This window comes from Synechococcus sp. PCC 7335 (genome assembly GCF_000155595.1).
In the GTDB taxonomy this organism is placed as follows: domain Bacteria; phylum Cyanobacteriota; class Cyanobacteriia; order Phormidesmidales; family Phormidesmidaceae; genus Phormidesmis.
Map to the genome: position 1 here is coordinate 3257875 of NZ_DS989904.1, position 11840 is coordinate 3269714.

Consider the following 11840-nt stretch of genomic DNA (forward strand, 5'->3'; position numbering starts at 1 on the left):
TGCTATACACTTTGAGCACTACACTAAGTGGCTCTAATTCGGCGGAGCTATCTTCATGACGACAGTTCAGCAGTGGCATACGCTCAGCATTGACGACGTAACAGCAGCACTTGACACAGACACTAGCAACGGACTCTCGGCAGAAGAAGCTAAAAATCGACTGAATGAATATGGTCCTAATGAGCTAGTAGAAACCGGAAGACGCAGCCGTCTGAGGATCTTGCTCGATCAGTTTTCCGACATTATGCTGCTAATGCTAATCGCAGTGGCGGTTGTAGCAGCGGTATTGGATCTACGGGCTGGGAACTTTCCTAAAGATGCGATCGCCATTGGCGCGATTGTTCTTTTAAATGCAGTTCTAGGTTACTTTCAAGAAAGTAAAGCAGAAGATGCGTTAGCTGCGCTTAAAGGATTATCTTCTCCAAACGTAACCGTTGTGCGATCTAGCCAGACTAGAGAAGTCTCTGCCAAGCAGCTAGTACCAGGTGATCTTGTTCTGATAGAAGCAGGGAATCAGATTGCGGCAGATGGGCGGTTGTTGGAGTCTGTCACACTACATGCGAGAGAATCTGCTTTGACGGGTGAGGCAAAGGCAGTAGAGAAGCAGGCAAACATGGTTCTTGCGGCTGATACTAACCTGGCTGAACAGAAGAATCTGGTTTTTCAAGGAACAGAAATTGTTCATGGCCGGGGCAAGATGCTAGTGACTAGAACTGGCATGAAAACTGAACTTGGCAAAATTGCCACTATGATTCAGTCTGTGTCTGAGCTAAGAACCCCCTTGCAGCAGCGGCTAGATCAGCTAGGTAGAACGCTGGTTGTCGGATCGCTTTCCCTAGTGGCATTAGTTGTCATTGGTGGCTCATTAGCAATGGGATGGTCTGCTTTCGAAGAGCTGCTAACGGTATCGCTAAGCATGGCGGTAGCTGTGGTGCCAGAAGGCCTCCCGGCTGTGATCACTGTGACTTTGGCACTGGGTACGCAGCGAATGGTCAAGCGACAGGCGCTGATTCGACGGTTGCCTGCAGTAGAAACGCTAGGATCGGTGACAACCATCTGTTCTGATAAAACCGGCACGCTGACGCAGAACAAGATGGTTGTACAGCACATACATGTATCAGGATTACCGTTTGAGCAGGATTTTGAAGTCAGCGGACAGGGCTATGTGCCAGAGGGTGAATTTCGATTGAGTGGAAAAAAAATTGAGCCCCTAGAAAAACCAGCGCTCGCTCTTCTTCTGTTGGACTGTGCGCTTTGCAACGACGCAGCATTGCAAACCGAAGTCGATGACCAAGGTAGCCATAAGTGGGTAATTGTTGGAGATCCAACTGAAGGTGCTTTAGTGACGCTAGCGGCGAAGGCAGGCCTAGAAAAGAAAACGTTAGAGTACGAGTTTGAGCGACTAGCGGAATTCCCATTTTCTTCTGAGCGGAAGCGAATGAGTGTTGTTGTCTCTGTGCCAAAGAGTAATCGGTTGGGAATTAACGCGCCATATGCAGTTTTTGCGAAAGGGTCAGCAGAGCTGCTGCTAGCATGCTGTAGTCAAGTTGGGAAAGGAGCGCGATCGCTCACCGAAGCAGATAGAAAACAGATCTTAGAAAAGGTAGACTCCTTTGCATCCGCAGGCGGTCGAGTATTAGGCTTTGCCTATCGCCCGATAATGGAGAAAGTGCTAGCAGAAGGCTCTAACAGCGCTCAGCAACTGACGGAAGCCGACGTAGAGAAAGATTTGATTTGGCTAGGCTCAGTCTCTATGATCGATGCTCTCCGCCCAGAAGTAAGAGAAGCTGTCAAACGCTGTCAGCAGGCAGGTATTCGTCCAATTATGATTACTGGCGATCATCCGCTTACAGCCAAAGCGCTCGCTGCGGACCTTGGACTGGTGAACGAACACAGGGCGAGCGCTTTGGCTGGGCAAGAAATAGAAAAGATGAGTACAACAGAATTGGAGTCTGTTGTTTCCTCGACTAGCGTTTATGCCAGAGTCTCGCCTGAACATAAACTGCGAATCGTGCAGGCGCTGCAGGCTCAAAAACAAGTGGTGGCAATGACAGGGGACGGTGTGAACGATGCACCGGCACTAAAGCAGGCCGACATCGGTATTGCCATGGGCATTACCGGTACCGACGTCAGTAAAGAAGCTAGCGATATGGTTCTGCTAGATGACAATTTTGCTTCAATTGTGGCTGCTACAGAAGAAGGAAGAGTTGTTTACGGTAATATTCGAAAGTTCGTCAAGTATATTTTGGGTTCCAACATTGGAGAAGTGATTACGATCGCGCTTTCTCCTTTGTTGCTACCGATTGTTGCTGTTCCACTGACGCCGCTACAGATCTTGTGGATGAACTTAGTGACCGATGGTTTTCCGGCTTTAGCTCTAGCACTAGAGCCATCGGAGCCAAACATTATGGACAGGCCGCCGCACGATCCAGAAGAGAGCATTTTTGCTAGAGGGCTCGGCGCGTATATGGTGCGAGTAGGGATAATATTTGCGATTTTGGCAATATCACTAATGCTATGGGCGTATGGCTATACTCACAGCGAGACAGGACTAGCGATCGGCAGCCCAGAGCGATGGAAGACAATGGTATTTACTATGCTGTGTTTGTCTCAAATGGGCCACGCGATCGCCGTTCGTTCTAGCAAGCGATTGGCACTAGAGATGTCTCAGTTCTCTAATCCCTACGTGCTGCTAGCGGTTGTCGTCACTACTCTCTTGCAGCTACTGCTGATTTACGCTGCCCCCTTACGTAACTTTTTTGGTACGCACTATCTATCAATAACGGAGTTGCTAGTTTGTGTTGGCTTTAGCTCGCTGTTGTTCGTCTGGCTAGAGCTAGAGAAACTATTTATCCGCAGTCGAACCAAGCACGCAACTCACCCAGACCTTTCACTACGGCCTTAAGTCAAAAGGAGAATCAAACTACGCCGTATACAGCTTACTAAGGCCTAACGCAGCTAGGCCTTTACGATAGGCGATAGAAGTTTGGTCAGCTTCAATGTGCGTTTCTACGCTTAGATCGAGAGGGAGATCTTCTGGGTATTGAGCTTCGACAATCTCCTTGTCTTCATTGAAAATTTGATAGTTGAAGTCGTAGACCGGTTCGAGTGGCTGATCTTTGTCAAAGTTACGGGCGATCGGACAAAAGACGCGGGTTTGGCGAGCGGATATCGGAGAGGCCGCATTCAGAATGCACAGGCGGCCCTCATTGGGAAAATGGACGCGAAGCAAAGCAGTAAAGGGAAGGAAAACCTCGAAAGCGCGGAGCCATTGGAAGTTCTTCGGAGCGTGGTGCTGAAATCCTTTGGGAAAATTACTAACGGTGCTGATGTAGTCGGCCTTGAGTCCGTGAGCCGTGGGCGTAACGCTATAGCTAGGTACGACAGGATTGTTGCGATCGCCAAAAGACTCCGAATGCACCCAGGCAAAATGCGCTACATCTAGAAAGCCCTCCATCTGCCGTCCCGCCGCCGCACTGACATCTACTGAATTTGGCAAGATAGGCTGATAGTCATCGTTTTCCCACTCAGGAAAAGCAGGCAGCGGCGTGTTTTCATCCCCACTCAGCGTTGTCCAAACTAGACCGTAGGCTTCTTTGACCGGATAGGTCTTTAGACAGAGCCGAGCTGGAATTTTGGCCTCTGGATTAGCCGGTATCTTAGTGCACTGACCGCTAGCGCTGTAGTGAAACCCGTGATATTTACAGATGAGTTGTTCATTTTCAATGTGGCCCATACTTAGTGGCACGCCACGGTGAATACAGATATCGTTAGCTACGCAAAGCTGCGAACCCGATGAGGCTGGGGGTCGCCAAATCACCAGCCGCTGATCGAGCAGCGTGGTGCCAACCGGCTCAGTTGTGACGTCTTTGCTAAAGGCGATAGGGTACCAGAAAGGTGCGATCGCATCCCAATCCGTCTCAGAGAAAGTGCAGTTCTTGGGATAGCGCTTCTTAGCGCTGTGACCTAGGCTGTTGGGCTTTTTCGGCGCAGCCAAAGAATTCGCAACTGTCATTTTCAAGGACTCCATACTGCATTGATCTTAGGGCTGATCCTGACGGAAGGGTTCCGATTGTTCTGTTACATACATAACGGTTAGGACTGTGTTGATGTACTGGGTGTGCGTGTACTGGGTGTCCGCATTAGAGCCATAAGTAGCTCATTGCATCGCCTAGAGAAGCGGGAGAACGAAGGAAACTGATAGATGAGCACATGCCTATGCTCTAGCCAGACTAGTGTGATGACTAGCTGATGGAACAGCCTATGTAACGCCCAACGAACTGACAATTTACCCCGACGAGCATACCGCAAATGCTCACCATGAAACTGTAAATGCACGGCTTCGTCTTGTAAGATTCTCTCGAATAGCCGCCTTGCTTGAAAATCACTGCTAGCTTTGGCGAGCGTAGAATAGTAGGCGATCGCAATTACTTCCGCGCTCAACAGTACCGAAATCATCATCTCCCATCCACATAGCTGCCGCACCTGACGAAAGAGTCCATCGCTCCACTGCTTCTCAATCGGCTCTATGTCATTCGAGCGCAGCGCCTTTGCCATGTAGTGAGCATGGCGTTGTTCTTCTTTGATAAATTGCTGTATCGCGATTAGATAGTCTGGATCCTCAGCTTGCTGGGCATGAAGGATAGCAAGTGTTTTTAGCGTTCTGCCTTCTGAGCATTCTCCTAGCTGAAAGACTTTGATTGAATCAACTAGCTGAGAGTCGAGTCGTAGCGTCGAAAAATCAATCTCTTTAGCAAACTGATGCCACCGTTTTGTATTTTGAGAGAAAGTAATTGCCCAGTTCTTGCTAGTACCAATATCGACGTCACTGCGCTGGTTTTGACTAGGTGCCGTTGCAATCATTAAAAGTATCTCGACTCAAACTTGCGTGTAATATTTGCTACACACCTCAAGTCATCTTTTCCGAAGAGTGAGGTTTGAAAGGATACAGTGTCAGAAGCCCGATTGAAAAGTGCCAAGCGAAGTGACCAAAGCCGAAGTAGCCAAAGCTATAGTGGGAAAGCTGACTGATGTAGATTTCCAGCTCGCAGTCACTCTAGCCAGTCGCTTTAGCCAGTTAGCCAATCGGAGACACCCCTTATGTCCGCCGCTCGAGAAAGACCCCCTGATCTACAGGAAACAGCCGCGGGCGACGGGACGCAGCCAGGTGAAGTGCAGCCAGATGAGCCCCCGCTAGACAAGTTACCTCTAGACGATACTCGGTTCAGCCTATTCCAACTGTGGAATATGAACCTTGGTTTTCTAGGCATTCAGTTTGGCTGGGGGCTGCAAATGGCCAATATGAGTTCCATCTTTGAATACCTTGGAGCTAGCGCTCATAACTTGCCGATCTTATGGTTAGCAGCGCCATTGACAGGACTGATTGTGCAGCCGATTATTGGCAATCTTAGTGACCACACGTGGAGTGCTTTGGGACGCAGACGGCCTTATTTATTAGGTGGGGCGATCGCGGCGGCAATTGCGTTAGTACTTATGCCAAGTTCATCCACCTTATGGATGGCGGCAGGGCTGCTGTGGCTGTTAGACACGAGTGCCAATGTGAGTATGGTGCCGTTTCGGGCATTCGTCGGCGACCTATTGCCTAAAAAGCAGCGCACGCAGGGGTTTGCTATGCAAAGTGTGATGGTTGGACTAGGGGCAATTACAGCTTCTAGCATGCCTTGGCTGCTCAGCCATTTGTTTGGAGTGGATGCCTCAACGAGTCCTAGCCAACGCATTCCACTAACAGTAGAGTTCTCTTTTTATATAGGCGCAGCGCTATTTTTAGGAACAACGGTTTGGACGGCAGTCACCACTCCAGAGTCACCACCCAAAGATCTAGCTCAATTTGAACGGCGGCAGGCAGAACACGGTGGCATCTTTAATAGCCTGCAAGAAACGTTGCAGGTACTGCGGCAGATGCCGAAGACGATGCAGCAGCTAGCCTTGGTACAGATATTTACCTGGCTAGGAATTTTCTGCTTTTTTCTATATTTTCCGCCAGCGGTGGCTCGCAACTTGTTCGGCGCAGCCCAGAACGATGCAGCTTTGTACAATGCAGGAATTGAATGGGCTGGCCTGTGTTTTGCTATGTTCAACGCAGTTTGCATTCCCTTTTCTCTACTGCTGCCACGGTTAACCCGTCGTATTAGTCGCAAGGCGGTTCACAGTATTTGCTTAGCCTGCGGTGGGGTTAGTTTGGTTTCACTGCTGCTAGTGCATCAGCCTTGGATGCTGTTGCTGCCGATGGTGGGGTTCGGATTGACTTGGGCAAGTGCTCAATCGATCCCCTACGCAATTTTGACTTATGCCATTCCCAATCAGCAGCGAGGTATCTATCAGGGCATTTTCAACTTTTTTATTGTGCTGCCAGAGATCGGCATTGCCTTAGGATTTGGCTGGGTCATGGAACACTGGCTGCATGACAATCGGCTGATGGCAGTGGTGATAGGCGGTTTCTTTTTGCTGGTGGCGGCAGTAATTATGCCGTTTGTACAGGTACAGCAACTATCAGAACCGCTACCGGAACCAGTCTCCGCGCGCAGGCCAGTAGAAATATCAGGACACACATCGGAGCAATCGGCAGATAGTGCAACTGAGAAGAGCGATCAATTAGACGATTGTCCCAGAGCTGTAGATTCCGCTGACGACAGCCGTTTGGGAGAGCCTGCAACCTCATGACAACCGATACCTTTCCCAAATTAGTTAAGTTAGACCGGTTGTCTCAGCTCTTGCTGCTAGCAGTAACAGTGCTGATATACAGCGTGTTAGGAATGGCGATCGCCAACTCACTATTTGTTAGTCATGTAGGGGCTAAGCATTTGCCCCAGGCATTCATTTTGATTGGGCTGTGCTCAATGCCCGCCTACGCAGTGTTCTCGCAGATCGTAGATCGCTACAGTCGACCGCAGCTTTTTCGCTATGTGCTGCTGATATCTGTGGGTGTCATCTTAGGACTGCGACTGTTGCTACTTCAAGAGTCTGCCTATGCCTACTACATTTTGCTAATTGCGATTTTCTTTCAATGGGACTTTCACAACAATGTGCTCTATCCCAGCCTGTTGACGGACTATTTTACGACGCTTGAGTATAAGCGCTACGCCCCCTATATTGGCATTGCTCAAGCCGTAGGTACGCTGTTAGGAGGGGGTCTAACCGCACTGCTTTCGCACTATTTTAGAACCCGAGATCTACTGTTGTTCATGCCGGTGGTGTTCTTGATTGGGGTGGCGCAGCTGATCTATCTAGAGCGATCGCAGCGGCGGGTAAACGTAGGCGAGGCCAATCATTCTACAGGTATTATCGAATCGCTACGCACTTTCCCAGAGCTAGTAAGACGCTATCCACTAGCGCTATTTCTAGCTAGTAGCAGCTTCTTACTAGTCATTATCTACACCAGCTCTGAATTTTTATGGTTCAGCATCTACGGTAGCCACTTTAGTGAACAAGCGCTGACCGGCTTTTTGGGCGGAATGCGAATTGTTATTAGTCTGGTACAAGTGGCGGTCATCTATGGAGCGACGCGGCCCCTACTAAAAACGTTGGGTGTAGCACAGATGAATCCGGTGTATCCACTCACCACCCTAGCCAGCTTTGCCGGGCTACTCTTCCACTTTGGTTTGCCTGCGGCGATAGGACTGCATGTTAACGGCGATGCTCTGTATAAGGGGATCAACCTACCTGTCCATCAGCTTAACTACAACGCAATTCCGCGAGAGTTCGTTGGGCGGATTCGTTCGTTGAGTGATGGACTTATCTACGCGGTAGGGCTGACCTTGGCTGGAACGCTACTTTGGATCAGTGAAACCAGGTTAAGCCTGGTTCAGGTTGCTTGGCTTGTAACGGGTCTGACAGTACTGCTGCTGCTAGTGCGTCTACCAATGGGACGATTTTACGCGAGCGGTCTAGAGGCGATGATTCGCTCAGACAGTCTAGATCTCGATGAGTTTGATCTATATCCCATTCAGCTAACGCCCCAGTCCACCACAGCCGTTAAAGATCTGCTAACTGACGGCGATCGCTATAGCCAGATCAAAGGACTCGAACTGGCAGCGCGCATGGGTCATCCAGATCGGTTTCTTCTAGAAGTAGAATCGATTGTGGTGAGTTCACATGCCTCTCATAGCCCACCTGATAGCCAAGTCTACGAACACGTTATTGCGCTGTTTAGTCATAGTTCGCCCGAGCTTCAAGCAACATTTAGCTCTAAGCTACAGGCTCCTGAGCTAAGAGCTTTTGCTTTAGAAATACTACTAATCAATCACGATATTCCAGCGGCGAAAGACATTAAGAAGTGGCTAGCTGACCCTCATGAAGATATGAGAATACTGGCCAAGATTGCCTACCTAATCGCAAATTCTTCTGACTCAGCTCAAGCCTCAGCAGACTTCGTCCCACATGGTGCCGTAGAGGGTATAGAGGAAGCCGACGCTGCCTTTTGGCCTAATCCGCTTACGCCTAAGGCTGCGCGCATCATCACACGAGTCGTTGCCTACAGCAAAGAGCCGCGTCTAGCACCGCTTATTCCTAACGTCGTCTTGACACAAACTAGCCCTGATATTGTTCGCACTGGACTAGAGGCGCTACAGCCGCTTACCTATCGAGGTGATGATGCCACCGCTTATATGGCTCAAAGTAAGCTGAATCACTACGATCCTACGGTCAAAATTGCGGCTCTAAACCTGCTGCGGATTAATTGCTGTGACCAGGCACTACCTGCCATCGGTGACTGCTTAGGCGATGACGATCCGCGTGTACGAGCACAGGCGGCTAGAGCTCTAGCTGCATACGGTCGGGCGGGGGTTGATCTAGCCAAAGCTAGCTTAAACAATACCCAGGTTGAGGTAGTGAATGCGGCCATTACAGCGATTGGTCTAGTGCGATCGCGCTACGCAAGCAATGTGTTGTTTGACTACTTGGCACCAAGCTATGCACTACTTTCTGATACTTGTCGCTGGCAAGCACAGATACCTACTCAGGCGCCTAGTTGGCAGGCGCTGAGCGTAGCGATTGTCGACTATCATAGTCGTCTGATTCAGAAAGTACTCTATATCCTCTCAGCACTAGGGCATGCTCGTACGGTGAACGCTGTGAACCGGCTGCTAGCGACTAATGCTCAAGTAGAATTAGAAAACGCTATCGAAGTACTTGCTTCACTTAACCATCGGCGATTTGTGGTGCCGCTGATGCCACTACTAGAAGCCTTAGTATCACCATCGACCACAGAGTCTGTAGGGGAGGAAATTAGTAGAGTTACGCCAATCTGGTTGAAGACAAAAGGCTACCGGCTGCTGTTAGAGGCTTTAGAATCAAATGACCGTTGGATTAAGTCAGGCGCACTCATTGCTTTGGCAATGGTTCCAGCTACGCTAGTGAATGATCCAGATCCGTTTGTAAAACAGGTAGCGAGTCAAATCTTTGAAACTACTTTGCCTGCTAAAACCGTTATGAACCGATTGCTGCTATTGAAGAGCGTTTCACTATTTAAGAATCTCTCGCTAGACGAGCTGATGCTGATTGATGAGAATCTAGATCAAACCCAAGTGCTTGCGGGCGCGACGATCTTCACCGAGGGTGACCTTGCAGCTCACTTATACATCATTGCTGAAGGGCAAGTGCAGCTTGTTAAAGAGATTGATGGAGCGAAGCGATCGCTGCGACAGATAGGGAAGGGCGACTATTTTGGTGAGGTTGCTTTGTTTGACGATGCACCGCTGTGGGACGGCGCGATCGCACAGACAGACTGCACCCTGCTAAAGCTAGAGAAAAATCAGTTCTTGAGTTTGATCACTCAGCGGCCTCACATGATTTTAGAAATCTGTCGCTTTTTGAGTCAGCGACTCCGGCAAACCGACCACTACCGCTTAGAAAAGACTACTGACATGCGACCGTTGTTAGAAAGGCAAGTCGATAGCTAGTCGTCTTTGGAATAACTCTAAGCCTTGTGAGCAGGAACATTCTAGAAAGAGTTCTTCACCCGGCTTTTCTGGCAATGAAGCTCTCTTCTACGCCGGAAATATCCAGTACTGATGCCCTCATCACTTCTATGAAACCGCGTAATCGCCTGAGCTGATGTCGCCTGGGTAGATAGGCCAAATGTATAGTCAATTTCGGCGCTCTCCATTCCGGTAGAAGATCTATCAATTGCCCACTCTCTAACTCTGTTTGAATTAGCCAGCGGGGCATTACCGATAGTCCTAGTCCAGCTAGGGTTGCACGGCGTAGGGCAAAGATATTGTTCGTACTCATTCGCACTGGGGGCGCGATTGAAATTGTCTTCCCAAGTAAGTTGGTTAATGGGATTTGCCCACCCTCGAAAGGGCTAAGCGCAATAAAGGGGAATTTAGCTACTGCTCTAGGTGTTTCTAGAGAGCCAAAGTGCGTGATTGCTTCAGGAGCACCAACTACCAACCGCTCTACTTCACCCAATGGTTCTACTTGGAGTGAATTATCTTGAATAGGCCCGATTTTGATCCAGCAGTCGCATCCCACTTCTGAAAATCGAATGTTGCCATCTTCTAATTGCCAAGAGAGGGAAATCAGCGGATGCTGCTGCTGAAACCGAAGGGCTATGTCTATCAAATGAAGCTGTCCAAGTGCAACAGGTGCTACAACTTTCAGCCCGCCTCGCAGCATTTCACCAGTCTCTATATGCTTTTCTTCTAAGGCCTCCCAGTCATTTAGCAGTTGCCGACTATCTGCTAACAGCTCCGCGCCTGCTTCTGTCAACGAAAGAGAATGCGTGGTCCGTCGCATCAGCTGAGTCTGAAATCGAGACTCCAGCTCAGCTAGCTGACGGCTGACCGACGGTTGAGACAAGCCTAAATCGCGAGCGGCAGCGCTGATGCTGCCTGCATCGGCAATACGCACAAATGTTTGTAGAAGGGTTAGTCGATCTAGTGACTTACTCACAGACTGTCAGCAATAGGTTTGGTTATACGCAAAAAGAATAACAGCTATTTTTGTTACTCGTCTACCAGATATTTTTCCCAGCTGCCATATTGGATTGAGAGACCCCCGAAAGAGGACACACTAAGTGATAGCAACCAACAAAACCTTCCAGCTCGGTAACGAATTAGCCGTCAACCGCATAGGCTATGGTGCGATGCGCTTGACTGGACAACCAGGAAATTTTGGCCCATACCCACAGTGGGAGAATGGAAAAGCGCTTTTGCAAAGGGCTGTAGAATTGGGCGTGAACTTCTTCGATTCAGCGCGTTCATATGGACCCGAATATGTAGATAGGCTCATCGGAGAAGCAATCAACCTAAAACATTCGCCAACGGTCGTTGCGACCAAAGGCGGTATAGACAAGCCCGCGCCTGGCAATATTCAGGTGGATGGTTCAGCAGCAACACTCACCCGACAGATTGACGATGCATTAAAGAATTTAAAGGTAGATAGAATAGATCTTTTTCAACTGCACCGGATCGATCCAAAAACGCCGATCGAAGAGTCGGTAGAAGCATTAAGAGCAGCACAGACAGCGGGGAAAATCCGGTTGATTGGGCTTTCGAATGTGAACCGAGTGCAGCTAGACCAAGCACTGTCTGTAGCGCCAATCGCCTCCATTCAAAATCGATTCAACCAAGCCGAGCAAGAGCAGAACTCACTTGTAGACTATACAGCTCAAAGAGGTATTGCGTTTATTCCCTATGGCCCGTTAGGGGCTAATCCGATGAAGCAAGGAGCAACCTTACCTGCACAAGCAGCCTTGGCTTGGCTATTGATGCGATCGCCCAACATCATTGTCATCCCTGGTACTACCTCAATTGCTCACTTAGAAGAGAATATGACTGCCTGGAATCTCGTTCAGTAAACTCAGGTGAAGATTTCAGGTA

General features: G+C 49.2%; 7 protein-coding genes. 4 read left to right on the top strand and 3 right to left on the bottom strand.

What is annotated here, in order from left to right; translation table 11 throughout:
• Window positions 1-55 precede the first annotated feature (55 nt).
• Window positions 56-2905 (top strand): cation-translocating P-type ATPase, encoded by a 2850-nt coding sequence (locus S7335_RS14050; protein WP_006457034.1) that lies wholly within the window; start codon window positions 56-58, stop codon window positions 2903-2905.
• Window positions 2906-2923: 18 nt separating this feature from the next.
• Here S7335_RS14050 and S7335_RS14055 read toward each other — a convergent pair whose 3' ends face one another.
• Together S7335_RS14055 and S7335_RS14060 are read right to left on the bottom strand one after the other, a co-directional pair.
• Window positions 2924-4015 (bottom strand): aromatic ring-hydroxylating dioxygenase subunit alpha, encoded by a 1092-nt coding sequence (locus S7335_RS14055; RefSeq protein WP_006454913.1) that lies wholly within the window; start codon window positions 4013-4015, stop codon window positions 2924-2926.
• Between the two features lie 80 nt (window positions 4016-4095).
• Complete coding sequence (locus tag S7335_RS14060) at window positions 4096-4863, bottom strand: ferritin-like domain-containing protein (RefSeq protein WP_006454455.1); 768 nt, start codon at window positions 4861-4863, stop codon at window positions 4096-4098.
• 237 nt (window positions 4864-5100) lie between these two features.
• On the opposite strand from S7335_RS14060, the gene S7335_RS14065 reads away from it, so the two are divergent.
• Together S7335_RS14065 and S7335_RS14070 are read left to right on the top strand one after the other, a co-directional pair.
• Window positions 5101-6681: an MFS transporter gene (locus tag S7335_RS14065; protein ID WP_006454946.1), complete on the top strand. Its 1581-nt coding sequence runs from the start codon at window positions 5101-5103 to the stop codon at window positions 6679-6681.
• Entirely contained in the window at window positions 6678-9917 is a 3240-nt protein-coding gene (locus S7335_RS14070; protein ID WP_006454053.1) for a cyclic nucleotide-binding domain-containing protein, read from the top strand. Before S7335_RS14065 ends, S7335_RS14070 begins: the two co-directional genes overlap by 4 nt.
• A 55-nt stretch (window positions 9918-9972) precedes the next feature.
• On the opposite strand, the gene S7335_RS14075 is transcribed toward S7335_RS14070, so the two are convergent.
• The gene (locus tag S7335_RS14075; RefSeq protein WP_006454262.1) at window positions 9973-10911 is read right to left on the bottom strand and encodes a LysR family transcriptional regulator; all 939 of its coding nucleotides are present in this window, start codon (window positions 10909-10911) and stop codon (window positions 9973-9975) included.
• 124 nt (window positions 10912-11035) lie between these two features.
• On the opposite strand from S7335_RS14075, the gene S7335_RS14080 reads away from it, so the two are divergent.
• The gene (locus S7335_RS14080; protein WP_006453611.1) at window positions 11036-11818 is read left to right on the top strand and encodes an aldo/keto reductase; all 783 of its coding nucleotides are present in this window, start codon (window positions 11036-11038) and stop codon (window positions 11816-11818) included.
• Window positions 11819-11840 lie beyond the last annotated feature (22 nt).

Coding starts and splice junctions, on each gene's coding strand:
- S7335_RS14050 (WP_006457034.1), top strand. CDS start 56: ATGACGACAGTTCAGCAGTGGCATACGCTCAGCATTGACGACGTAACA.
- S7335_RS14055 (WP_006454913.1), bottom strand. CDS start 4,015: ATGACAGTTGCGAATTCTTTGGCTGCGCCGAAAAAGCCCAACAGCCTA.
- S7335_RS14060 (WP_006454455.1), bottom strand. CDS start 4,863: ATGATTGCAACGGCACCTAGTCAAAACCAGCGCAGTGACGTCGATATT.
- S7335_RS14065 (WP_006454946.1), top strand. CDS start 5,101: ATGTCCGCCGCTCGAGAAAGACCCCCTGATCTACAGGAAACAGCCGCG.
- S7335_RS14070 (WP_006454053.1), top strand. CDS start 6,678: ATGACAACCGATACCTTTCCCAAATTAGTTAAGTTAGACCGGTTGTCT.